General features: G+C 64.3%; 26 protein-coding genes and 1 pseudogene. 16 read left to right on the top strand and 11 right to left on the bottom strand.

What is annotated here, in order from left to right:
* The first annotated feature begins 114 nt into the window (after window positions 1-114).
* Window positions 115-288 (top strand): multidrug transporter, encoded by a 174-nt coding sequence (locus NO978_RS14915; RefSeq protein WP_257300392.1) that lies wholly within the window; start codon window positions 115-117, stop codon window positions 286-288.
* An 89-nt stretch (window positions 289-377) separates the two neighbouring features.
* On the opposite strand, the gene NO978_RS14910 is transcribed toward NO978_RS14915, so the two are convergent.
* The 3 genes from NO978_RS14910 to NO978_RS14900 all read right to left on the bottom strand — a co-directional run bounded on the left by NO978_RS14910 (window position 378) and on the right by NO978_RS14900 (window position 3,568).
* Window positions 378-755 (bottom strand): winged helix-turn-helix domain-containing protein, encoded by a 378-nt coding sequence (locus NO978_RS14910; protein ID WP_257300391.1) that lies wholly within the window; start codon window positions 753-755, stop codon window positions 378-380.
* A gap of 157 nt (window positions 756-912) precedes the next feature.
* Entirely contained in the window at window positions 913-2,451 is a 1,539-nt protein-coding gene (locus tag NO978_RS14905; protein ID WP_257300390.1) for a bacterio-opsin activator domain-containing protein, read from the bottom strand.
* A 70-nt stretch (window positions 2,452-2,521) separates the two neighbouring features.
* Complete coding sequence (locus NO978_RS14900) at window positions 2,522-3,568, bottom strand: HAMP domain-containing sensor histidine kinase (protein WP_257300389.1); 1,047 nt, start codon at window positions 3,566-3,568, stop codon at window positions 2,522-2,524.
* A gap of 427 nt (window positions 3,569-3,995) precedes the next feature.
* Here NO978_RS14900 and NO978_RS14895 point away from each other — a divergent pair, with 427 nt between their 5' ends.
* Window positions 3,996-4,190: a hypothetical protein gene (locus NO978_RS14895; protein ID WP_257300388.1), complete on the top strand. Its 195-nt coding sequence runs from the start codon at window positions 3,996-3,998 to the stop codon at window positions 4,188-4,190.
* Window positions 4,191-4,205: 15 nt separating this feature from the next.
* Here the strand turns inward: NO978_RS14895 and NO978_RS14890 are convergent, their stop codons facing one another.
* Window positions 4,206-4,460, bottom strand: a complete 255-nt coding sequence (locus tag NO978_RS14890; protein ID WP_257300387.1) for a hypothetical protein — start codon at window positions 4,458-4,460, stop codon at window positions 4,206-4,208.
* A 363-nt stretch (window positions 4,461-4,823) separates the two neighbouring features.
* On the opposite strand from NO978_RS14890, the gene NO978_RS14885 reads away from it, so the two are divergent.
* A complete protein-coding gene (locus NO978_RS14885) occupies window positions 4,824-4,955 on the top strand; it encodes a hypothetical protein (protein WP_257300386.1) in 132 nt (43 codons plus the stop codon).
* 1 nt (window position 4,956) lies between these two features.
* Here the strand turns inward: NO978_RS14885 and NO978_RS14880 are convergent, their stop codons facing one another.
* From NO978_RS14880 to NO978_RS14865, 4 genes are all read right to left on the bottom strand, one after another.
* A complete protein-coding gene (locus tag NO978_RS14880; protein ID WP_257300385.1) occupies window positions 4,957-5,130 on the bottom strand; it encodes a hypothetical protein in 174 nt (57 codons plus the stop codon).
* A gap of 30 nt (window positions 5,131-5,160) precedes the next feature.
* Window positions 5,161-5,337: a hypothetical protein gene (locus NO978_RS14875; protein ID WP_257300384.1), complete on the bottom strand. Its 177-nt coding sequence runs from the start codon at window positions 5,335-5,337 to the stop codon at window positions 5,161-5,163.
* 319 nt (window positions 5,338-5,656) lie between these two features.
* Window positions 5,657-7,312: an ATP-binding protein gene (locus NO978_RS14870; RefSeq protein ID WP_257300383.1), complete on the bottom strand. Its 1,656-nt coding sequence runs from the start codon at window positions 7,310-7,312 to the stop codon at window positions 5,657-5,659.
* Window positions 7,309-9,069 (bottom strand): histidine kinase N-terminal 7TM domain-containing protein, encoded by a 1,761-nt coding sequence (locus tag NO978_RS14865; RefSeq protein ID WP_257300382.1) that lies wholly within the window; start codon window positions 9,067-9,069, stop codon window positions 7,309-7,311. Before NO978_RS14865 ends, NO978_RS14870 begins: the two co-directional genes overlap by 4 nt.
* A gap of 310 nt (window positions 9,070-9,379) precedes the next feature.
* On the opposite strand from NO978_RS14865, the gene NO978_RS14860 reads away from it, so the two are divergent.
* From NO978_RS14860 to NO978_RS14840, 5 genes and pseudogenes are all read left to right on the top strand, one after another.
* Entirely contained in the window at window positions 9,380-9,964 is a 585-nt protein-coding gene (locus NO978_RS14860; RefSeq protein WP_257300381.1) for a response regulator, read from the top strand.
* Between the two features lie 461 nt (window positions 9,965-10,425).
* Complete coding sequence (locus NO978_RS14855; RefSeq protein WP_257300380.1) at window positions 10,426-11,070, top strand: DUF4396 domain-containing protein; 645 nt, start codon at window positions 10,426-10,428, stop codon at window positions 11,068-11,070.
* Between the two features lie 79 nt (window positions 11,071-11,149).
* Complete coding sequence (locus tag NO978_RS14850; protein WP_257300379.1) at window positions 11,150-11,599, top strand: hypothetical protein; 450 nt, start codon at window positions 11,150-11,152, stop codon at window positions 11,597-11,599.
* A gap of 371 nt (window positions 11,600-11,970) precedes the next feature.
* Window positions 11,971-13,116, top strand: a complete 1,146-nt coding sequence (locus NO978_RS14845; RefSeq protein WP_257300378.1) for a hypothetical protein — start codon at window positions 11,971-11,973, stop codon at window positions 13,114-13,116.
* A gap of 146 nt (window positions 13,117-13,262) precedes the next feature.
* Window positions 13,263-13,581: pseudogene (locus NO978_RS14840) on the top strand (ISH3 family transposase); the annotation flags it as partial.
* Window positions 13,582-13,884: 303 nt separating this feature from the next.
* Here the strand turns inward: NO978_RS14840 and NO978_RS14835 are convergent.
* Complete coding sequence (locus NO978_RS14835) at window positions 13,885-14,049, bottom strand: hypothetical protein (RefSeq protein ID WP_257300377.1); 165 nt, start codon at window positions 14,047-14,049, stop codon at window positions 13,885-13,887.
* 156 nt (window positions 14,050-14,205) lie between these two features.
* On the opposite strand from NO978_RS14835, the gene NO978_RS14830 reads away from it, so the two are divergent.
* A complete protein-coding gene (locus NO978_RS14830) occupies window positions 14,206-14,667 on the top strand; it encodes a pyridoxamine 5'-phosphate oxidase family protein (protein ID WP_257300376.1) in 462 nt (153 codons plus the stop codon).
* A gap of 20 nt (window positions 14,668-14,687) precedes the next feature.
* On the opposite strand, the gene NO978_RS14825 is transcribed toward NO978_RS14830, so the two are convergent.
* Window positions 14,688-15,755 (bottom strand): alcohol dehydrogenase catalytic domain-containing protein, encoded by a 1,068-nt coding sequence (locus NO978_RS14825; RefSeq protein ID WP_257300375.1) that lies wholly within the window; start codon window positions 15,753-15,755, stop codon window positions 14,688-14,690.
* Window positions 15,756-15,946: 191 nt separating this feature from the next.
* Here NO978_RS14825 and NO978_RS14820 point away from each other — a divergent pair, with 191 nt between their 5' ends.
* The 6 genes from NO978_RS14820 (at window position 15,947) to NO978_RS14795 (ending at window position 21,667) form a co-directional block, all read left to right on the top strand.
* Complete coding sequence (locus NO978_RS14820) at window positions 15,947-17,182, top strand: phage integrase SAM-like domain-containing protein (RefSeq protein ID WP_257300374.1); 1,236 nt, start codon at window positions 15,947-15,949, stop codon at window positions 17,180-17,182.
* 128 nt (window positions 17,183-17,310) lie between these two features.
* Window positions 17,311-17,997 carry a helix-turn-helix domain-containing protein gene (locus tag NO978_RS14815; RefSeq protein ID WP_257300373.1) on the top strand — a complete coding sequence of 229 codons (687 nt, stop codon included), beginning with the start codon at window positions 17,311-17,313 and terminating at the stop codon, window positions 17,995-17,997.
* 64 nt (window positions 17,998-18,061) lie between these two features.
* Window positions 18,062-18,871 (top strand): alpha/beta fold hydrolase, encoded by an 810-nt coding sequence (locus NO978_RS14810; protein ID WP_257300372.1) that lies wholly within the window; start codon window positions 18,062-18,064, stop codon window positions 18,869-18,871.
* A gap of 77 nt (window positions 18,872-18,948) precedes the next feature.
* A complete protein-coding gene (locus NO978_RS14805) occupies window positions 18,949-19,398 on the top strand; it encodes a hypothetical protein (RefSeq protein ID WP_257300371.1) in 450 nt (149 codons plus the stop codon).
* A gap of 124 nt (window positions 19,399-19,522) precedes the next feature.
* Entirely contained in the window at window positions 19,523-19,816 is a 294-nt protein-coding gene (locus tag NO978_RS14800; protein WP_257300370.1) for a DUF998 domain-containing protein, read from the top strand.
* An 81-nt stretch (window positions 19,817-19,897) separates the two neighbouring features.
* Window positions 19,898-21,667, top strand: coding sequence for an alkaline phosphatase (locus tag NO978_RS14795; RefSeq protein ID WP_257300369.1), 1,770 nt, complete (start codon window positions 19,898-19,900; stop codon window positions 21,665-21,667).
* 4 nt (window positions 21,668-21,671) lie between these two features.
* On the opposite strand, the gene NO978_RS14790 is transcribed toward NO978_RS14795, so the two are convergent.
* Window positions 21,672-22,745 carry a hemolysin family protein gene (locus NO978_RS14790; RefSeq protein ID WP_257300368.1) on the bottom strand — a complete coding sequence of 358 codons (1,074 nt, stop codon included), beginning with the start codon at window positions 22,743-22,745 and terminating at the stop codon, window positions 21,672-21,674.
* 133 nt (window positions 22,746-22,878) lie between these two features.
* On the opposite strand from NO978_RS14790, the gene NO978_RS14785 reads away from it, so the two are divergent.
* Window positions 22,879-23,325 carry a universal stress protein gene (locus tag NO978_RS14785; RefSeq protein WP_257300367.1) on the top strand — a complete coding sequence of 149 codons (447 nt, stop codon included), beginning with the start codon at window positions 22,879-22,881 and terminating at the stop codon, window positions 23,323-23,325.
* The last annotated feature ends 208 nt before the right edge of the window (window positions 23,326-23,533 follow it).

The raw sequence follows: 23,533 nt of genomic DNA, 5'->3' as shown, positions 1-23,533 counted from the left end.
CGAGTGACTTCTGGGTCTACTGGGCAGTGACGGATGGAGAGAGCAGCCACAGCACTGTTTCGCCGAGTGAAACACGACGCCACCATTGATACTTCCAGCAGCGAAGTTCGTCGCATGCCACGATCAGCCAGCGAAACGACAGTCGGCGTGCTCGTCGCACTCGCCGCAATCGTGGGGACCCAGTTCTTCGGCTGGGAGTGGGGTTCGGCACAGACCGTTCCGACGGTTATCGGCGTCATCGTCGCCATATTTGCCGTCGCGTTCGTCGCACGGCGCGCCATCCGCTGAGCTCACTGCTCCCGGCGACCAAGACCGAACGTCACCGGCGAGAATCTTGCTCTCGAACGGGCCGAGGGGATTGCTCGACGCTGCCCATCTCACAGGGCTGTCGCCTCGACGGCGATATCACCCTCCTCGAACGAGAGTCGGAACTCGTTCTGTTCCGCGAAGTAGTGTTTGCGGTGGTGGCCCTCCGAATGGTAAGCCATCGTCGTGTCCACGAGTCCGGCGTCCTCGAGCCGGTTGAGACGACGGTACACCGTCGCCCGTGACAGGTCGGTTCGCTCCGCGATGTTCCTCGCCGGGCGCCCCTGCTCGCTGATCGTCTTCAGGATCGCTCTCGCGTGGTCGTCGCTCAGCAGGGCCAGGAGTTCGTCAGGGTCGACGCTCTGCTCCTCTTGGCCGGGGAGTTCAGGACGGCCGTTCGACGGCTTCGTAACCTCGGTCGCGCGGTTCTCGAGTGCTGAGTTCGACATCGTCGTACCTCCCACTTTGGACGACTCCTCCCTGTAGGGAGACGCTATCAATCGGAACCGTCGTGAGAACCGGGCTCTAGTAATACAGATCGACCCGTCGTGCCGCCATCTGATGCGAGGAGGTGCGAGGACCCAGCAAACGAGCAGGCTTGCGAATTCACCCGTCAGTCGGGGTCTCCGGATCCGTCTCGAAGAACGATTCCAAGAGCTTTCGCTGGCCGCGTCGCAGGTGATAGAGGATAGTCGGTCCGGTCACGTCGAGCGCGTCGGCGACCTCCTCGGATGAGCTCCCCCGGGGCGACGTGAAATAGTCCGAAAGGTACGCCGTCCGGAGCACCTGTAGCTGCTTGTCGGTGAGCGACTCCTTCAGGTCGCTCCGGAACGCGTCGACGCTCTCCGGGTCGCGCTGTGTCTCTGCCTTCCCCACGACATCCGTGCCTGCGGCGACGCTGTCGACGCTACCGACGAGCCGCCTGAGTTCCACATCCGACGGTACCTCGGCGACGATGCGGGCGCCGTCTCCACCGTACGTAGCACTCCTGACGGTCGCACCCTGTGCAGCGAGTCGTGCGACGGGTGTCCGGCCACTCAGTTCGACTTCCAGGAGCTCGTCCTCTTCGCTGACGACCCGCGCATCGAACACCTCGTCGTGGGCAGTGAGCGTCTCGACGACGGCCTCACTGCCCGGCACCCGAACGTAACACACCACGGTGTCGTCATCCCGGTGCACGGCACCGGAGAGCACTACCGACCGCTCGTCATCAGCGACGGTGGCCAGCGGTAGGTCGTCGTCGCGGATGTCGAGCGTCAACTCCGTGACGGTGTCGGCGAAGAGGAGTTCCTCCTGCCGGATCGCGTTGATCGCGAACCCGCCGATAGCGCCCAACGTCTCCAGACTCGCCTCTTCCGGTTCGCTGAACCCATCCTCGCGGGCGGCGTACACGCCGAGCACCCCGTACACCGTGTCGCGATACGCGAGCGGGACGACGATACAGGACTGCAGTCCCCGGCCGAACGCAGCACGGCGGACTCCCTGGGGGATCGCCTCGTCGTCCGCGAGCGTCTGGACGACCTGTGTCTCCGCTCTCCGCACGGCCGTCTGTTCCGGGAGCCCGGCGTCGGTACCGAGGTGCTCGACGAGTTGGTCCCGCACCTCGGGGGCCTCACCGGCAGCGGCGACGACTTGCAGGTGGCCGTCGGTCAGGTCCCGCTCCCCGAGCCAGGCGAACTCGTACAGGTCTGTCGTCCCGAGTCTCTCACAGATGGTTCGGGAGACCTCCTCGCGGCCGGACGCTTCGATGACCTGTCTGAGCACGGTCCCGACGAGGTCGTCGATGGTTTCCATCCGCTCCAGTCGCCGTTCCAGGGCCTCGACCCGTTGGCGATGTTCGTGGTGACTGTCCCGGTCGCGGACGTACACGTTGACGTGCTCGTCGGCCGGGACCACGTCGACAGCCAGCCAGCGGTCGATCCGGGGGTAGTACTCCTCGAACGACCGTTCGTCGGGACCCTCACTGTCGAAGCTCTCCCGGAATGATCCGGTGGCCGATTTTGGAAACGTCGACTGGATCGACGACTCGAGGTCCGAGCGGTCGAACTCCAGGAGCGACATGGCCGCTTCGTTGGCCGCCTCTACGACCCCGTCGGTGGTCGTTTCGAGGACGCCGATCGGTGCGTTCCGCAGGTGTTCCTTCATGCTGAATCCGTGTTGACTGTGCGTACGGCGCGCCTCGTGCTCGGATGTCTTAGTTCCCGGTCCTCTCCGCTCAGTCCGGGGTGCTCGTGTGAAACTCGAACCGCGCTCCACCGTCGGTCGCAGGCGGAATCGAGACCGTCCAGCCGTGGGCCTCGGCGACCCGTTCGACAATGGTGAGCCCGAGGCCGGCACCACTGTCGCTCGAACTGTAGCCTGGCTCGAACACGCGGTGGCGGTCCTCCGCAGGGATGCCGACGCCGTCGTCGGCGACGAAGAACCCACCGTCGGACGTGGTGCCGACCCGGACGTCTAACGACGGCTCTCCTGAGCCGTCTTCCACGCCGTCCTCGCGGGACGGAGTCGAGGGGGTGCTGGTGGAACCGTGTTCCACCGCGTTCCGGAACAGGTTCTCGAACAGCCGCTGGAGCCGCGAATGGTCGGCTTTCACGGTCGGCAGGTCGGACGACACGTGGAGCGACGCGTCACTCGTGTCGACGGTCGACCATGCCTCCCGAGCGACGACCCCGAGGTCGACGGATTCGGAGGGACTGATGGTCCCGTCGCCCCGTGCCAACGTAAGCACGTCCTCGATAATCCGCTCCATGCGGTCGTGTGCGTCGTCGACACGGTCGAAATGTTCTGCCTTCCCTCGCTCGCGGGCCGCACGGAGGTGCGCTTTGGCCACGTCGAGCGGGTTGCGAAGGTCGTGGCTGACGACCGTCGCGATGTTTTCGACGCCGACAGAGTCCTCCGCCGCCGGTTCGACCGTCTCCAGTGTGAGGAGTCCCACGTCGTCGTCCGAATCCGGCGGGTCGGCAGCTCGGAGCCGCAGGGCGTCCTCCTCCGAGGACTGACTCCTCATGTCGACGGTGCCAGTTTCGGCAAGCGACGAACAGATGGTGTTCGCGTCATCCGCGTCGAGGCCAACCTGCTGCTCGTCCAGGCACTTCCGGAGTGGCGTTCCGGCCTCGGGCCGTCCGAACGTCGCATCGAAGGCTCGGTTCGTGTGAGTCACCAGGAGGCCGTCGTCGCGAACCTCGTACAGGAGCGACGGGTGGGGGACGGCGTCGAGTGGCACCGATACCCTGCCGTCAGCGTCGCCGGGTGCGCCGTCCACGAGTTATCTACCTCCTCGCCGTCCGTGTCGGGCCCACCAGCAGAACGACCGCCATGTGGGGCAAGTTCCAGGGCGATCGGGTGTAAGGTTCATCCGTACAACCTGCAAGTTCCTGTGCCTTGTTAGAAGTTCCTTCTAGTAACAACGAGACGTACTCTAGAACGCCCCGAACGAGGTACTCCCGGTCTCGGTGAGGTGCCGACTGAACGCACCGACCTCGAAACGGGGCGCGGCCGGGGGACCGTCGAACAGGGGACCGACCGCGGGCACAGAGCGTTCGACCCTCGCGTATCAAGGCTGACGGACCGACGCGGTCACGAACTCGGGCAGGCGGTGACGTTGCTGGACATCACGAACCCGAGATCAAACGCCAGCAGAACGAACTACTGAACCGGATTCTGCGGCACAGCATCCGGACGATCTCAGCGTGGTCGGGGCACGTGCCGAAGCCGCCATCGAGGGCGTCGGTGGGGAGCCACAGGACCACGCGAGCAGCCTGGGTCTCTGGAGGACCAGCTGGGCGGTACAGGCCCTTGCTGGTGAGTTCTCGTTCGACGAGAGCGACCTCGGGGGGCGGCCGTCACCGCTGACCTGCCGTCATCGTGAGAACCAAAGCGGCTGACGCGATGGGAAGCGTTCAGGGGGAATCGTGGTGGTGACCGACGAGAAGCGCGATCAGGTTCGACCCGAGCAGGACGCCGAACGCGAGCAGGTCGGCGGTCGAATCGAGACCGGTGAGAAGCAGGGGAAGGTGGACGAACGGGAGGCTCACTGCCGCCCAGAACCCGATGGTCCTGAGCCCGTACTGCGCGGACTCGTATCCCTTCTGGAGGGCCGAAACGTAGTCGGGGGTGTTTAGAGGCGTCCCCGAATCGAACGCTGAATCGGACATCGTCGGTACACTGCACTATACACTGCCCTCCCCTGTAGCCAGGCTCTATCAATCGAGGGAGTGCACTGGGCGCCGGCCTAGCTATCCAAACTCGGTCGTCAGAACGACAGTTTGCAGTACAGCCGCTGGCTCAATAGAGTCACCACGGGGGAAGTCGAAGCGTCTCAATCACTCGACCTGTCGACCCGGGGCCAATCGTCGAGACCGGCTAGTGACATGCCAAACGGGAGTACGTACACGTGGGACGCTCACGGACGAAGGGTACGTTCTCGAAATTACCCGACGATGGGCCCGTACTCCCAGGGGCCGAACTCGTACCGCTGGACGCTGAGACGAAGACTGAGACGGATTTTACTCACGGGCATGGACTCGGAGCTGTGCCAACTGAAGTGGGGCGTCACGAAGCTCAACGGGTCGCTCCCGTTCGACACGGCTCACGGGGCGACCGTCAGGATCACCGTCCCGAATCCGGCAGAGAAGGCCAAGCGAGGATGATTTAGCAGACGTCGGACGTATCCAGTCCAGTCGTCGAGGTAATCCACGCGTCGGGGTTCTCCGAATCGTAAATCACCAGTCCGTCCTCCAAGGTGACATCTACGACGGTCTCGTCCGGTGCTTTGGGTTTCGGGTCGGGGTCGATGCGCGCCATCTTTTCGTTGTTGGTCGACATCAGTTTGGTTCACTCCATCTCGGTTTCGTGTCAATCGGGTGCCTGTGTCGCCTGCACGCGGGGGTAGTCTTCTGGACGGGCGTTCGGGTCGGCGGCTGGCAGCAAGCGGTCGCGACGCAGGTAGCGCTTCGCCAGGCCCATTCCAGCTATCAGTGTCAGCACGACCGTCGCGACGGCGGGATAGCTCGCAGCGACGACGAACGCCATCGGGACAGCTGCCGACGGCCGTCAGACCGACGGCCTGTTTCACCCCACTGCTGACCGTTCGTGTGGGATGCGTCCAGTCGTGGGGGGTTCGGCTGTGCTGCATCAGTTCGGACAGTCTTCCATCGTGGTACCTTGGTTGCACTCGGAGTGTTGGCCCAGACACCTGTGGAAGGGTACGCTAACAGCCGAGAATTGCCCGCACCCGGCGGTCTAGCTGTACAGAGAGAGTCGCCACTCCCGAAGCCGCCCTGGAGACTGTATCTTCATCCATCCACGGTCGGCACAGCTGGAGGGGTTCAGGGCTGTCGACTGGCCTCGATTACGACCGGGCGTCTCGAGCCGACGTGGTCTCGTGGTCGGGGATCCGGATCGAGACGACGCTGCCGTGGGGCTCATGTTCACGGAACGCGAGTGTCCCGCCGAGACGCGTCACGCCCCAGTACACGAGCCAGAGCCCGAGGCCACTGCCGTGACGGAGTGGCCGCTCTTCGCCGTCGAGAAGCACTGCCCGTTCCCGCTCCGGAATCCCCGGGCCGTCGTCACGGACTTCGATGACGACCTCGTCGCCTCGTCGTGCGTGTATCTCGACCTGTGGTGTCTCTACATCACTGTGTTCGATGCCGTTCTGGACGACCTCTTCGAGAACGATCTCGAGAATCTGACGGTCAGTTCGGAGGGTGATCGGCGAGTCCTCCGTCGTAATCAGGAGCGAGGCATCGGTGTGTGTCTCGCTGACGCGCTCCTCGATTCCGGCCAGGACCGCGCCGAGTTCGACCCGTTCGAGGTCGAGTCCCTCGACTTCGAGCAACCGATCTGCCGAGGAGAGCATGGTCCCGAGGTCAGCGACTTCAGTTGCAGTCGTTCGAATCTGTCTCGCCAGCGTGGCATCGTCTACAGGTGCGTCCTCCTGCTCGAGCGTCTCCGCGAATCCCCTGATGGCGTCGAGATCGTTCCTGAGATTGTGTCGCAACACCCTGTTGAGGACGTCCAGTCGTTGTTCGTGTGTCCGCCGCTCGGTCACGTCACGGAGGATGTAGGCACGACCCATCTGTTCCCCGTTCTGTCTGGTAAGTTCGGCGCGGTCCGACACGAACTCGCGTCGGCCCTCACTGGTACCGACGGTGAGTGGATAGCTCTCCCGGTTCGGGTCGAAGCCCAGTGCGTCCTCAACCGGTTTCCCGAGTGCGTCCGGTCGTTCCAGGTCGAACGTCCGTTCGGCTGTAGCGTTGATGTCGAGAAGCCGGTCTCGACGCCCGGTTATCGCGACCGCGGCGGACATCTCGTCGAGAACGCTCTCCCTGGCCAGGTGCCCAGGATTCGCCCCCGTCTCGAAGATGCGGTACCGAACGCCCGCGACGAGGAGAAGTACTGCTATCGAGCCGAGAATGGCCTCCGAGACTGCGAACACGGTCCCGAGCGCCAGTGGTGGGGTCAGAACCATGACGATGGTGGCGCCAACGAGGCCAGTCCCGACCGCAGACAGGACGAGGCTCCCGACCCGCGTCAGGTCGCCGTACTCGATGGCCGAGCGTGCGACAAGCACCGCACCGTATCCAACGGCGGCGATCAGAACGAACTGTATGGCGTTGATCACGAGGAACGACACCTGAACCAGAATATCGGGCATGCCCACGCTGAGTAGGGGGCTGAGGGCGGCAGTCACGCCGAAGGCAGCGAGTCCCCACGCCAGTCGCCGCGTGACGACCGGCCCGCGCCCGGTGTAGTCGAAGGCGAGTGCCACCCAGGCAAGGGAAGCGAATACGAAGGGGACGTACAGTGCGTAGATATTCCACTGCTGGGGGAGCAATCCCGACCGCGCGACCACGATACCCAGGGTCATCGCCGCGAGCAGTCCAGCGAGCACGAGGAACGGCACTGCTCCCGGCTCCTCGCGGTGTTCGAGACCGAAGACCACGACGGCGAGGAATCCCAGAACGATGGCCACGTCGATAGCGAGTGTCACCAGCGTCGTCATCGCTCCTCCACCTCCTCCGGTCCCCCGGTCGGTGAGGTCGGCGAGTCAGTGATTGGGAGCGACCGGCCAGCGGTCTCCGGGCCGCCGGACGTCGTCGGGAGTTCGACGGTCGTCCGTCGCGTGCCAGTACCCGTGGTCTCGACCGTCACTTGCCCACCGTAGTACTGCATCGCCTGCTGAGCTATCTCGACCAGTACGGCGCTCCGAGATTGGTCTTCGGTCGCAGGACTCCACTCGGGGGCGGCCTCGCTACGGTCCAGTGACCACTCACTCGCGACGATGTGGACGACGCGTCCATCCCCGGTGTCGGCCTCCTCCACACCAACCGTCTCGGGATTCCCATCGAGGGCGTCGGTGAGGAGCATCTCGAAGATAGTCTCCAGGAGGCGTCGGTCGATCCGGACGGCAGCATCCGTCTCCACGGAGATGGTCACGTCGAGTGGCTCGTCGTCGGTGACAGTCGCGGCCGCGTCGCGGACAGCGTCCACCACTGGGACCTGGTCGGCGGATTCCGTTGCGAGACTCCGTTCGATCTCTCGTGCCCAGGTGACGAGGTGCAGGAGCCTCGTCGTCTCGGTTCGCACGTGAGAGCCGAGTTCCGACGCATCGGTCCGCTCCGGCGAAGCGTCGTCGACTGAGCTCGCGACCGGGGCGGCTCTGTCTGCGATGGCGTCCATCCGCTCACTGACAGCCCCGGTCAGGAGCTGGTTGAGCACGCTCAGCCGTCTTTCGCGACGCTGGCGGTCGGTCACGTCGCGAAACACCAGAATGTGGCCGAAGAATCGGTTACGCTGGTCCGTGATTCGGTTAGCGTCACACGCGAGCGTCGCACCCGACGAGGTCCGGAGGTGTACGGTCTCGCTCGACTCCGCGACCCGCTCCGGGTCGAGCGGCGACGGGAGCAGGGTCTGCAGCGGTTCACCGCGGACGGTCTCGCTACCCACGTCGAAGTAACGTTCACTGGCCGGGTTCAAGTCCCGTACGGTGTCGTTACTGTCGACGACGACGAACGGGTCGTTCATCTCCTCGATGAGACGGTCGCGGCCGGCGATACGTGCGACTGGTGGCGCCTCGAACGCCGGATATCGGGTGATGGCGACCAGGAACGCACATCCCGCGAGCGAGAGCATCACGGGAACAGTAGTGGCGACCTGTAGATTGCTGGCAGCGACCGGCATGAACGCCACGAGGACGCCACCGCCGGCGAGGGCGACCGCCTCGCCGATACCGACGGCGTTCCGACGCAACGAGGTCGTCAGGATGAGCGCTGCCCCGACGATCATCAGGACACTCATCAAGTACCCGCCCAGGAACAGGACCAGTTCGGCGCTCGACCCCGCAGGGACGGTGGAATCGGGCGAGAAATCTCCGAGCACCGCGGCCGTGGCGACGACGAGCCAGTAGCCGACGACGCCAGCGGCCGTGATCGGACGTAAGCGGCCGCCGCGGCCGGTGTACTCCAGCGTGAACAGGAACCAGAAGCCACCGCCGATGAGAACGACCCCGATCAGGAGGGCGAACCAGAGCGGTGCGCCTGTTGCGGCCGGTTCGGTGTCCGGTAGCGACTGACGGGTCGGGGCAGCGTGGACCAGGAGTACGAATCCGACGCTCCCGACGAGCAGGAGTGCCGCGAACGCGAACAGGGGACGGGCCGTAGGTGCCGACCGACGCTTCCACATCGCGACCGTGAAGTAGCCAGTCAGGAGGACGGCGAGCAGTTCGACCCCCAGCTGTGCCGTGGCGGCTACGTCGACCATCGATCACACACATCCTGATCCCGAATCTGGTGGGCTAGTTCCCTTGCGTCTGTCTCGTTCACCCGCTCGACGCTGTCGGCCACGTGCCTGTCGATGTTCCCGTGTCCCCCGGTCGGTCCAACGCGACTCCCCATGGTTCGTCCTGTCAGAGTGTTCGCGGTATTGTGTAATCAATTTGGGTGCATATACACGCAGATCGGAGTGTCCAACGGGGCGGCCTAGACTGACGAAAGTGAACTGCGACTACGCTCAATCTGGCGGCGAAGGGCTAGTGGTTATTACACTTCCGGCAAAACGAATCGAACTGCGCATGCAACACGGCTCTGACGCGGCCGAGAAGCCGAGGGCACTGGTCGTCGACGACGAGAAACAGGTCGCTGACGCGTACGCCCTCCGACTCGAGGGCGTGTGCGACGTCGACACTGCATACAGTGGAGGGGAAGCGCTCTCGGCGGTCGAGGAGCGGGATATGGACGTGGTCCTCCTCGACCGCCACATGCCCGGCATGTCGGGGGACGAGGTCCTGTCGGAACTCGACGAGCGGGACTACTACGGTCGGGTGATCATGGTCACAGCCATCGATCCATCCTTCGACGTGTTGGAGATGCCGTTCGACGACTACCTCTGCAAACCCATCGAGCGAGAGGGCGTGCGTGCCGCCGTTCGCCAGCAGTGTTCGGTCCTCGGCTACGAGACGCTGGGGGAGTACTTCAGCGTCGAATCGAAACGGGCGGTCCTGGAAGCGGAGCTGCCACCGGCTGAGCTGGAAGACAACGAGAGATATCAGGGGCTCGGGGAACGCGCGACGACGCTCGAACGTCGCGCACGCCGGGTGCTCGAGGACCCGGACCCCTTGTTCGACCGCTTCGAGACCGTGGAGCGGGAGGGCCGCTGAAACGGGGACGGGGGGAATCAGACAGGGTGGGGATGACAGACGGTCTCTCAGCCGGATACTGTCCGCCGCCTCCGGACGAGGCGGGCACTCGCCGATACGGCCCCGAAGCGTATCAAAGCCGAAACAGTGTTTCGCACGCTGAAACGCCAGTGCTTCTCGCGAAACGCGGTGTCACCGTAGAGTACTCCCCGAGTATGCCGCCGACCAAGTTGAACACCTGTCAGAGGCTTTCGTAGACGGAGCGACTAGCTGACACGGTGTGACACCTGAATCGGTAGCACACCGTCGTCGAGACACATAGGCCAGCCACCCAAGTCCGAGTGAAGACAATCCCGCATAGCAAAGCCCACCGTCGGGTGGATAGTCGAACCATGGTACTCGGAACTACCCTATCCGCATTGGAACGGTCGCTCGAACCCCTACGGGATCTTATTCGCCCCCTGCTGTCGGACCCGACAGTGATGGCGGCCTGGGGGATTCTGGTGCTGTTCTCCCTTGCAGTACTGGTCTGGGACCTCCAGCAGCACAACCGGGCGCTCCCATCCCTGATGAAGGGTGTCTGGGGACTGGTGGTGCTCTACTCCGGACCGGTCGGCCTGGGGGTGTACACCATCGCCGGACGGGCGCAAATCGCCCGCGATTCCCTCTGGCGACGCGGTCTGCGGTCGACCGCGCACTGCTACTCCGGTTGTGGTGCGGGTGAGATTTTGGGGTTCCTGCTGCTCGCCGGGCTGCTCGCCCTCGACAGTTCGACGATTATCACCGCCGGCACGTTCGGCCTCGCGTACCTGTTCGGCTACGGCCTCACGGTCGGCCCGTTGCTGCAGGAGGGTGTCGGGTTTGCAGAATCGATACGCGACGCGCTCTACAGCGAGACGCCGAGCATCACAGTGATGGAGGTCGCAGCCATCGGGACCGACTTGCTGCTCGCCGGCGAGGCGACCATCGGAGACGTGCTGTTCTGGGGCGCCCTGGTGTTCTCCCTGTCCGTGGGGTTCCTGGTGGCGTTTCCCGTCAACGTGGCCCTCGTCCATCTCGGCGTCAAGGAGGGTATGAAGAACCCCGCTGAGATGGGCGGCACGACCGACGGTGGACCGACATTCTGAACACTCGAACAGTGTGGCTCACCAACAGTGAAAAACGTTAACTACGAACTCACCTTCTCTGTGTAAATGACCGCCATCGATGAATCCGACCACGAATCGGGAGCGACTCTCCGACAGATTCGCCGACCCCGGCGAGTCGTTGGAGTCGAAAGTCCGAGGCGGGCTGGAGTTGGGCACCGACTCCCTGGAGCTCCCGATCGGTTTCCTCACTCGGATTCGCGATGGCACACAGGAGGTCGTCTACGCCATCAGTGACCACCCGCTCATCCAACCCGGTGAGAGCTGTCCACTCGACCAGGCATACTGTCGTCGAACGACCCAGATCGACAGTGCGCTGGCTATCGAACACGTCGGGCGTTCCTCTCAGATACCACAGCAGGCCTTCGAGGCGTTCGAACTCGGCACCTACATCGGTGCGAAGGTTATCGTGGACGACGAGTCCTACGGGACGATCTGTTTCGCCGATACCGCCGAGCAAGCGATTCCACCGAATCCGAGACGTACCTCGTGGAGCTGTTCGCCAGGTTAGTCGGCCAGACGGTCGAACGACGGGAGTACGAACGAGATCGAGGCCCGCCAAGTGGCGCTCCGCGGCGGTCCCAGCTCATCGGCCTTCTGAACCGCGTGCTGCGACACAACTTCCGGAACGACATGAGCCTCGTTCTCGGGGCCGCGAAGAGACTGGACGAACAACTCGACGGACAGGACGCCGACTTCGCCTCAACCAACAACAGTGTTTTTAGCTAACGTGACAGCTTTGCTCGTGCAGCGGGAGATCTTCGGCATAGAGCTTCGCCGATTTCCCGCTTCATCTTCCAAATTCCTCCGGTCGAAACCGACGCTGTCTAGTGATTCACCAGAGCCATTAAATACTTCCCTCATGCATCACCTTGATTCAGTGTGAATGACAAGACCAGGAGACGGTTCTTAATCGCCGCGACCGGGCTTACAACTACTTTGTCGGGCTGCTCGGGCTTTATTGAGTCCGATCAAGCAGAAGCACCTGACGTCGATACGGCAGAACCAACCCCGACATCAACAGCAGAAACAGAACAGCCTACAGAGTCGGCAGAAAATAACCAGTCAGACCCAAGTGCGAGCGCTGTCTCCATTGAGCAGGTATCCTCCGGTGAACTGCGAGTCGTTAACGGTTCATCTGCGATGATTCCAATGGCCACAGTGTTTACCGAGATAGATTCAGAAGAAGGAGATTATCGAGAGCCAGAAGACGTCCCACTATTTGAAATTCCAGCTGGAGGACAACAAGAATTCGAGGGCTACAACGCGTCCGATTCCGCCTTCTCTAACCTGTACTTCGAGAATAAGGGTTACCTCGCGACGGAGGACGCTGACGTAACAAGCGCTCCGATGGGAATCACGAAGCTCCAAAACCCGACTGATTCAGATTCGACTGCTGCAGACCTGAATTATCAGATACCAAATCGGACAAATATCGCAAACGAGGATATTAGAGAGGCAACTTTATCCGGTGAAGCATATAGGCTTGAACGCTATGGCGACGATGGAAAAGAGTTAGAAGTGACTGATGAAGGAATTGTTCTTTCAACGGCCTATGCGTACCCATGGACATCAGTCAGTGAGGTCACAGTCAGCTCAGTTTCGTCGAGTGAGACGTTCACTTGGCGTGCGTCCTCTGCACCGGATATAGATATTTCTGTTTCCGGAACACTCAATGATTTTGACGTTACCGTCACCGCACAGTCACAGACACCGGTGCTAAACGCTGTTATTTACGCGGTTGCCATCGGACCGAGTGTTTCGGGGATTCCCAACGCCACGACAATGACGTACCGAAGTGAAGCACGAGTGTCCGATGATCCGACCACGACAGCCCTAGTCGCGGAATCAGTATCCGAAAGTCACGTCGGAACATCACGAACTGTGAATCTTGATTACCCAGAGATCTCGCCAGACTTCCCCCTCGAAGACGCTGACAAATTTGTCGTTGGGGTCGCCTCGGAAGAAGAAGGCAATGGGTATCCAGTAACGAGTACTGAAATTCCACTTTCGGACCTCTTTGAGTAGCTCGTGTGTCCAATTGTGTGAGCAGACAGAATCTACAGCAATCAGAAGCTCTCATTGGTTTGAATCTGGCCTTAGAAACAGCTCAGAACACAGTACCAGGTCCGGAAAGACAGGTGTGAATCAGGTCTTAGTACGACCTCCAGAAACCACGAGGCGCTCGATACCACTACTCGAAACGCTTCGGTATCGAGTCGAGCTATCGCTTGTCCGAGCAAGCGATAGCGACGACAACGACGCGAGACGCGACGGTGAGACTGCTGTAGGTCGTGGTGAGTCTGCTGCTCCAGAATGTGTGGCGGTATCTGCACTACGAGTTTGTGGCGACGCCGCGCCGAGGCGGGCGTCGCCTCTGGTGGTGGCCGTACACGGAGTTCGTGAATCTGGTTCGGGGCTGCGTGGACGGCCCTCGCGGTGCGTCGGGCCGTCCCTGCTCACCGGCCACCGGACGACCGGTTTACTCGGTAACTCTCGTCCGAGTTGGTCTGCGGTGTGAGTGGCGACGCTGTCGCCGACAGCGACAGCTCTGGGAACGTTCGTCCAGGATTCTCGCCGCCGAGACCTGCAATGCAACCGCTCCGCCACAGAACTCAGGCTTCAGAAACACTATCTGAGGATGCTTTGTGAGGTACTGAGTGTACGTATTTTCGAACGACACGGTGACGAATCACGAACCCGCCCGTCACGGGTGTCAACCCCGTCGCTCGAATCAGTTGGTCCTGCAGATGGAGACCGCAGCACGGACTGGAGCCACCAGCCGGAGCGTCCGGCTCACTCGTCGTCCGCGCTGCCCTCGCCGATGAGCTCCTCCCACTCGTCGGTATCCTGCAGGTCCGATTCCTCGACCGCTTCGAGCTCCGCCTCCATCACGCGTTCCTCCTGCCGCCGCTCCTCCTTGTGCGCCTTCTTGTCGCGACCTTTCTTCGTATCTGCCATGTGCTACCAATGTGCTTGTACCCTCCTAACCTTTGTGAACGGTGACCCAGTCGAAGTGGTCTTCTGACAGATGTCCCCCGCAGATAGAGGACTCACAATCACCGGACAACCTAAACCATCGACGGGCGTAGGTGAAAGTAGGCAACTGGACCCATTATGGAACACATCGAGTACGCGTACACACGAGGGATGGACGACGAGGAGATCGCCGAGAGACTGGCGTCCGCCGAGTCTGGTGTGCTCTCGATGGCGGACGGAGGTGACGCCTACGGCATCCCGCTCGCCCACTACTACGACGGCGAGGACCTCTACTTCCGTCTGGGGATGACAGCGGGCAGCCACAAGCGGGAGGTGCTCGATCACGGTGGCTCCGTCTCCTACGTCGTCTACGGCGCCGAGGAGACCGACGAGGCCCGTGGTATCGACTCCTGGAGCATCGTCGTGCGCGGCACGCTCGAGCGCATCCCCGAGTCGGACCACGACCGGTTCGACACCGCCGAGATCAACCGCCAGTTCACTCCGATTCGCGTGTTCGACGAGGACATCAACGATATCGACATCGTCATCTTCAGGCTGGACGCCGAATCAGTGACCGGCCGCTCGACCCCGCTGGACTGACTCACACCCCCTGCGCGGGCCTACCCGCCGAAGTCGGTGACGACCTCCACGCCGCGTGTTCCGTAGTCCGTCATCGCGGCGAGTCGGTCCGACACGTCCGAGAGCGCGACGCGACGAGTCACCAGCGCACCGGGGTCGATTCGGCCCGTCGCAATCATTCGCAGCAGTTCGTCGTAGCGCGTCGGTGGCATCCCGCGCGACCCGAGGAAAGAGATGTCCCAGCGGGACATCCGGTCGACGGGGAGCGCGATTTCTCCACGTTCCGCGTCGGTCGTCAGCCCGAGCTGGACGTGGGTCCCACGCGTCCGCAGACACTCGACGCTGTTCCGGCAGGTCTCCGCCCGGCCGAGTGCGTCGATAGAGACGTGGGCACCGCCGTCGGTATGCGTCGCCACTGCCTCGGGAACATCGTCGACGTCCGACGCGTCCACCGTCGCGGTCGCCCCGAGGTCCGACGCCAGTTCGAGCGGATCCTCGCGAACGTCGACCGCGACGACACCCGCTCCGAGCGCGGCTGCCAGTTGCACGGCCGCGAGGCCGAGGCCTCCACAGCCGTGCACGGCGACCCAGTCACCTGCCCCGAGGTCGACCCGGTGTGAGAGCGCGTGGAACGCCGTCACGTACCGACAGCCGAGCGCGGCCATCTCCTCGGACGCCACGTTCGCGGGGAGCTCGACGGCGTTGTAGTCGGCGTGTGGGACGTGGACTGCCTCCGCGAAGGCACCGGGTGCGGCCTGTTCGAAGCCGAGTGCGTACCCGTCGTCACAGACGTTGCCGTGGCCGTTCAGGCAGTGCGGGCAGGCTCCGTCCCCCAGATTGAACGGCACCGCGACGCGGTCGCCGACGGAGAGCCGCGTCACGTCCTCGCCCACCGCTGCGACCCGGCCCGCGGGCTCGTGACCGAGCACCTGACCGAGCGGAACCTGGTCGTCCGCCCACTCGCCGTGGCCCTGCCACGCGTGCCAGTCGCTCCGGCAGATGCCGCAGGCTTCGACCTCGACTACCGTGCCGTGTGGTTCGGGCTCCGGTTCCGGCACCGACTCGATACGAAGGGGTTCGCCGTAGGATTCGAGGACTGCTGCGCGCATATCGAGACGGAGCAGGGGAGCCACCTTAGCTCTGGGCCCGCGAGAGGAGGGGCGGGACCGACAAGAGCTAAATGCCGGTGTCACACACTGTCGCACAGAATGGCTATCGTCGAGGAAACGTCGAACCCGTCCCTGGTCCCCGCCCCGGACCAGCAAGGAAACCGGGCGGCTTCACGTCGGCAGGTGGGACGATGAACCGACGAGCGGCCCGCGACCGCGAGGACCGCCCGCTCGTCGCGACGTTCGACCGGTACCTGCAGGACAAGGGGAAGGGCCGCGGCGGCGATGGGGGGAACTACCGGCGGAACGCCGCCCGCGAGCTCGACCGCTTCGCCGAGTGGGCACGAGGCGAGCGCGGCCCGGGCGACTGGTCCGGCATCGCCCCCGAGGCCGACCGGGAGCCGACGTTCGCGGACCTCGACGAACGTGTCTTTCGCGAGTACGCACGCCACCTCGCCGGCGACCGCGGGCTCAAGCCCAACACCGTCCAGACCTACTACGCCTACGTCTCGGCCTGGTGTGGCTGGTGCGTCAACGAGGGGTACCTGAGTGCCCACCACGCACAGCGCGCGAGCGCGACGGCCCCGTTGCCCACCGACGACGGGCGCAAACCCGGCGACCAGCAGGCGTGGACGCCCGAACAGCGCCACGCACTGACCAGACATGTCGACACGGTGGCACGGGACGCCATCGAGGAGTTCACCGGGCTACCCGAGGACACCGACCCCCTCGACCGCGGTCGGGCCCGGTACCGGGCTATCCGTGCTGCCAGGGACCGCGCGCTCGTCTTCGTCGTCGCCTACACTGCCGTCCGTGTGGGCGAGGTGTTGCGGGACCCCGACGACCCCCGACGGCGCGGCGTCCGCTGGAACGAGATCGACGTCGAGGCAGGGAGCATGGAGGTGTACCGCAAGAAACAGCAGTGGGACGCCGCGAGCCTGCCCGACCCCGTCGTCGGACCCCTGCGGCGGTACCGCAAGCTCCTCGACCCGCCGAGCGACCGGTGGCCGGTGTTCCCGACGCTCGACCAGCGGACACTCGCCACGGTCGTGACGGACGGACTGGCCGACCGCGGGCTCAAGTCGGACGAGATTGCCGACCGGCGCGCGGAGCACGCCCGCGACCTCCTCTTGGCGCTCGAGTCCGACCTGCGACCGCCGTCGTTGACGACCGACGGTGGCCGGAGCGTGCTGCGTCGGGTGACGGAGGCGAGCGACGTCGACGTCGACCACCCGAAGCACGACTACCTCGCTCCCCACGGTGGCCGCCGCGGCATGGGAGAGGTACTGGTTCGCGCCTTCGGCTACACCGTGGCCGCGCGCTATCTCGACAACTCCGAGGAGATGGTCCGCGACCGGTACTCGCACATCGAGGCCGGCGAGCTCGGCGACGTGGCGACCGAGGCGCTGGACGAAGTGGACTTCTGACCGACGCAGTCTCGTCCGCAGATGCGCTCGCTCGGCAATGTGGTGGTGCCGGCAGTGCTGACGGTGGGCGACTGCCGTCAGTCGGTCGATACCGACGTACACATACGGGTCGCGGCTGACGAACGCCCATGGGCCTCGTCGCCGAGTTCGAGATCACCTGCGAGGTGCTGCCGTTCGTCTCCGTCGTCGACGGCCTGTCGTGCGAAGGCATCGAGCTGGAGATGCAGTTGAACCACGGCAGCACGCCGATTTTCTTCGCGTACGTGACCGGAGCCCCGGTGACCGAGGTCGAGGCGGCGTTCGACCGCGCGTCTTTCGTCGGTCAGTCCACGCTCGTCGGCCGGGCCGGCGACACCCTCCGCTATCAGGTCGTTCCGAGCGTCGGCATGGAGGCACACATGGGCGACGAGATCGACGACCTCGACGGCCTCCGCGACCTCGCCCAGGCGGAGGCCATCATCGACCACATCGAGGTCACACCGACGGGGTGGGTCCAGTCAGGGTGGTTCGCCGACCGCGCAGCGTTCGACGCGTTCAGGCGCTTCTGGCAGGACGAGGGGAGGTTCGCGCTCCGGCGGCTCACCCGCGACGGCGACCCCGAACCGCCGGGTGACGGGCTGACGGACCCACAGCGCGAGGCGCTCCGTACGGCCTACGAGATGGGCTACTTCGACGTGCCGCGCGGGGCGTCGCTCGATGACATCGCCGCGGAGCTCGGTATCGGGGCCTCGGCGGCCTCGGAACGGCTCCGGCGTGCGCAGACCCACCTCGTCGAGACCACCGTCGCCTCGACGTGGCCACCGCTGCCCGACTGACTTAAACGGCCCCACGACTGCGAGTCACCGTTAGCCCTGGCCGGCCCCGAGCAATGCATACCGTATGCAGACAGTCACATCCGCAGATGAGACACGGATCGCGTACGAACGACACGGCGAGGGGCCACCTATGGTCCTCCTCCACGGCGACTCCATCGGCAAGGAGTACTGGGACGCCGTCGTCCCCCACCTCGAGGACGACTACGAACTCACCATCTCCGACCGGCGTGGCCGCGGTCGGAGCGAGGACAGCGAAGCCTACAGCCTAAGGCGGGAGGTCGAGGACGCCCGGGCGGTCATCGACTCGGTCGACGGGGAGCCGGTCGTCTTCGGGCACTCCTTCGGCGGGCTGCAGGCCATCGAGGCAGCCCGTGAAGCCCCGGTCTCGGCGGTCGTCGCCTACGAGCCGGCCATCCTCGTCGGGGAGTACCGCGAGGAGGCCGGCCTCGCGAGCAAGATGCAGGAACGACTCGACGCAGGGGACCGCGAGGGCGCGATGAAGCGCCACGTGGAGGAGGTCATCCACGGCGGTTCCCTGTCCGGCGAGGCGCTCGACGCGTGGCTGGAGGAATGGCCCGTCTGGCCGGAGTACGTCCGGTTCGTCGAGAACTCGGTCCGGATGAACCGGGCACTGGAGAGCTACGAGCTCCCCGAGACGGTGGACGTCCGCGCGCCAGCGCTCATGCTCACCGGGACCGAGGCCCCCTCGCATCTCCGGGACGGCGTCCGAGCCGCGAACGAGGCCGTCGTCGACAGTCGACTCGTCGAGTTCGACGGTCTGAGCCACATGGGTCCCAACGAGGACCCAGAGCGCGTCGTCGACGCGGTCCGGTCGTTCCTCGCAACGGTCGACGCTGCAGAAAAGACCGCGTAAGCCACTGAAAGACGAGACGACGAGGTTTGGTCCGATCCGGCCCAAGACACTTACCTGACGCGACAGCAGCCCGACGTATGCGACAGCAGGCCCTCCCAGTCCTGGTCCTCTGCGTGGTGCTCCTCGCCGGGTGTTCGGCGGTCACACCCGGTGGTAACGGTTCGACCGAGTCACCGACGTCGACGCCAGTCGAGACGGCGACTGCGACGGAGACGGCGACAGACACAGAGACGTGGACCGCCGGCGGCACCGGCGCGATGGGCCCCGACTCAGACCTTGTCCAGCTGTCGGTCGCCGAGAAATTCTCCGGGACCGTCGAAATGGACGGTACGTGTCTCGACGACGCTCGCACGGTCGGGGCCGGGGCGACTGTCACCGTCGAGCGCGAGGAACCCGGCGGGACGTGTTCGTTCACGGTCAGGGTGAACGGGACGGTGGCCGTCGAGGACGATGTCGCCGACTACGAGACGGCCATCGTCGAGGTGGCCGCGGAGGGTACCGTCGATGTGAGCACGCTCGCGACCTGAACAGGGGCGACAGTCTCGAGGTCGAGTCCGAACGGAAAAGCGGGGGGCCAATGATTCTCACCGGTCGAGAATCATAGGGTTAGAGTATCGATTTTGCAGGCGTACTATAACATGGTGATTGAACATGACTAGAAACAGTATCTTCTCTCGAACGACCGAGACGCCCAACGTGACGACCGACGACGACCGGACCATCGCCGGTCTCCTGCTGTTCGTTCTGGGTGCGGGGTTCATGACCGCCATCATGCTCGCCGCGGCGCTGGTCCCCGGCTACGACTTCCGTGGCGGGGCCATCAGCGACCTCGGCGTGTTCTCCGAGTCCGCACTGCTGTTCAACGGCGGGCTCGTCATGGTCGCTCTGCTGAACCTCGCTGGCGGCTACCTGCTCGGGTACACTCCCACGCCCGACGTGAAGTAACGGCGACCGTTCTTTTTCCGCGTGGCGGGCATTGGTTGGACCGAAATCTGCAAGACGGATGTCTTCGAAGGGTGGGACCAGATGACGAACCCAGGTGGTCTCGGCGGACGCGACGAACCGGCACGGAACGGCGACGACCACTCGGAACTCCTCTCGGAGTTGGACTCGCACGACCTGGCCCTCGCGCTCGACGTCGTGGATACCGAGGACGCCGACGTGTTCGAGCCCGACGCCGAGGGCGACCCCGACGCGGTGTTCCCCCAGTCCGTCGCGAGCGGCGGCCCGACCCCGACTGGTGTCATCCTCTGGACGCGGATATCACCCGCCGTGTTCGACCCTGATACACCGCTCGCCGTCCAAGTTTCCGAGGACGATTCGTTCGAGACCATCGTCTACGACGGGGTCGTGACAGAATCGGAGCGCATCAGTTCGCACGACAACACCGTGAAGGTCGACCTCGACGGGCAACTCGAGTCCGGTAGTCGCTACTACTACCGATTCGTCTACGACGGCGTCGCCTCCCGGACCGGACGTTGCCGGACGCTCCCGCACCCCGACGACTCCCCGGAATCGGTCTCCTTCGCTGTCGTCGCCTGTCAGAACTTCCTGAACGGCTACTATCCGGCGTTCCACTACGTCGCCAACGAGGACGTCGACTTCATCGTCCACGTCGGGGACGCCATCTACGAGTCGGAGGCTGGCGACTTCAAGGGCTTCGGGTCGTACGACTACCCCGGACGGGAGAAAGACCTGCCGAGTGGTAAGGAACGCGTCTGGAATCTCGAGGACTACCGCTACCTCTACCGGACGTACCGGTCCGACCGGTTCTTCCAGGAGGCGCTGGAGTCACACACCCTCATCGCCGGCTGGGACGACCACGAACTCGTCAACGACGTCTACTGGGACGACCGGACCGACGCGCCAGCTGGCGACCACCCCCGTGGAGACGACCCCGAGTTCATGACCGAACTCGTCGCCGACGGGATGCACGCCTGGTGGGAGTTCATGCCCGCCCGTGTGGAGTACGACCCCAACGGCGAGTCGCTGCAGGACCGCTTCCGGCTCTGGCGCAGGCTCCAGTTCGGCGACCTCGTCACGCTCGCGATGACCGACGAGCGACTGTTCCGCGACCCGCCACGCGAGGCCATCCCGACGCCCGACAACGTCGGTCCCCAGTACGAACCGCCGGGGCGCACGATGCTCGGCGAGGAACAGCGTGAGTGGCTCGTCGACACCATAACCGAGTCCGAGACGCTCTGGCGCGTCTGGGCCGACGAGGTGCTCACGGTTCCGTTCCGTCTCGGCTCCGGCCCGCTCTCGGTGTATCCGGTGCAGGGCGGCTGGGACGGCTACACCCGCGAGCGACAGCAGATCACCGAGGCCATCGCGAGCGCGGACGTCGAGAACTACGTCACGCTGACCGGCGACATGCACTGCTACGTCGCGGCCTACCAGCAGACCTCGTACCCCGGTCGTGTCAGCGGCGGGGAGGGTGTCGCACAGGGCGACCGCATCGGCGTGGAGTTCATGACGCCAGCCATCACGTCGCTGAACGCTGCCGAAGCACTGCACATCACCCGGGGCTGGCGGGGGAAGATCACCGAGCCGCTCCTGACGAAACTCGTCACCGGCATGAACCCACACATCGAGTTCTTCGACAGCCACAACTGGGGGTACTCGGTCGTCGAGTTCACCCGCGAGGACTGCACCTACGTCGGCTTCGCGGTGGACAAGACGACGAACTCGGAGTTCGCCGACCGTGACGTGGTCGCTGCCTACCGTGTCCCCGAGGGGAAGGTGGAACTCGAGGACGTTACTGGCACTTACCGTCGCCGGTACCCCTCCCGATAGCCGGTCAGGCGCTTGCTCTCCCCCCGAGTTCGATGTCGAGCGGGTCCTCGATCTCACCCATCACAGCCTCCAGCGCGTCGGTCGCGGTCATGAGGCCGACCACGGACCCATCCTCGTCGGTTACGAGCGCGAGCTCCTGGTGTTCGCGCTGGAAGGTGTCGACGGCCGCGCTGATCTTCGTCGTCCCCTCGATGGTGAGGGGCTCCGCGGCGACGTCCTCCCAGCTCGCCGCTCCGGACCGCAGGTCGTCGATACGGTCGACCACGGCTGGCACGTAGACGATGCCGAGGAACTCCCCCGGACTGTCCCCCACCAGTGGGAAGCGGGTGTGCGGGCTCGACCCGATCCGATCGAGATTCTCCGCAGCGCTCGCATCCGCCGAGAGGAAAATCACGTCGTCGACGTCGGTCATGACCTCGGCGACGGGCCTGTCGCCGACCGTGAACGCGTTGAGTATCTCCTGTTTGCGCTCCTCGTGGAGGTCACCGCGCTCGAGCAGCGAGCCGAGCCGGTTCCGGAGGTCTGCACGAGATTCCACGCGTTCGGACTCCGTCTCCAGCCACGCCCCAGTCATCTCGACCCCGAACAGTCCCAGCGTCCACTTCGCCACCCCGTCACCGACGTAGATAGCGGGCGAGACGATCCTCGCGAACCAGTACAGCGGCCTCGCACCGTAGCGTGCGACGAACTTCGTGCGCTCCACACCGAGGTAGGTCGGCGTCTGCTCGCCGTGGGTCAGGTGCAGCAGGTTGATGATGAGGAACGCGAGCACACCGCCGGCACCGACCGAGGCCAGGGCAGTGTTCTCGAGGAACGGCTCGAAGAGCGCGGCGAGCGCTGGCTCGGCCACGATACCGACCGCAATGCTCGAGGCCGTGATCCCGACCTGGCAGCTCGTCAGGTAGATCTCCAGTTCCTCCGTCATCTCCCACGCCCGACGCAGGCCGGGGGCCTCGAACTCCGATTCGGGATACTGTCGGACCCGAGTGAGCGCGAACTCGATGGCGACGAAGAAGCCGTTGGCGAGGATGAGCAACAGACCGGCGACGAGCCGGCCCACCAGTTCGAACTCGTTCATGCGCGGGGTTTCTCGACCATCGTTGAAGTCACTGCTGCCAGTTCCCACTGTCTGCTCGTCGGTGCAGGAATCGCCTCCCATCGTCCGGGAATCGGGACAATCATCTTGTCTCTCCAGTTCGTCTGGTCAACTGATGTACGATAGAATTCTCCTTCCGACGGACGGTGACTCCAGCACGACCGACGCGACGCGGCACGCCATCGAGCTCGCCGCGGCTACTGGCGCCACCCTCACCGTCCTCTACGTCGTCGACGAGGACGTGTACGGAGCCTACCCGGGCGACGAGTACGTCCACGACCACGAGGGTGCCGAATCCGGACTCGAGGAGGCGGGCCGGGAGGCTCTCGACGCCGTGGCCGAAGAGGCCGACGACGCCGGGGTCACTGTCGAAAGCGTCATGGAGTACGGACACCCTCACGAGGAGATCCTCGACACGGTCGCCGATATCGATGCCGACCTCGTCGTCATGGGCACGAAGTCGCGCTCCGGCGAGTACCGTCAGCTACTCGGGAGCGTGACCGACCGTGTGGTGCGGCTCTGTGACGCGCCCGTGACCGTCGTGAAAACCGAAACGGACTGAGACTCTCCGGTCCAGAAGTGAGTTTCGCGCCGTCCCAACCGACACTCGGCATGCCGGAACTGTCCCGACCCAGCAGGGCGTTTTATCCAGACGAAAGAATCTGCACAGAGATAGTATCACGGCGCGCTACGAATCGTGCCTACGCTCCCGGGTTCGGGCACGTCGTTCGGTCTGCCAGGACTGAGGGCACGGACCCGTCGATGGCGGT

Origin of the sequence: Haloarchaeobius sp. FL176, from assembly GCF_024609245.1 — an archaeon.
In the GTDB taxonomy this organism is placed as follows: Archaea; Halobacteriota; Halobacteria; order Halobacteriales; family Natrialbaceae; genus Haloarchaeobius.
Note: the sequence above shows the minus strand (reverse complement) of the source record. Positions and strands in the feature narration are given on the sequence as shown.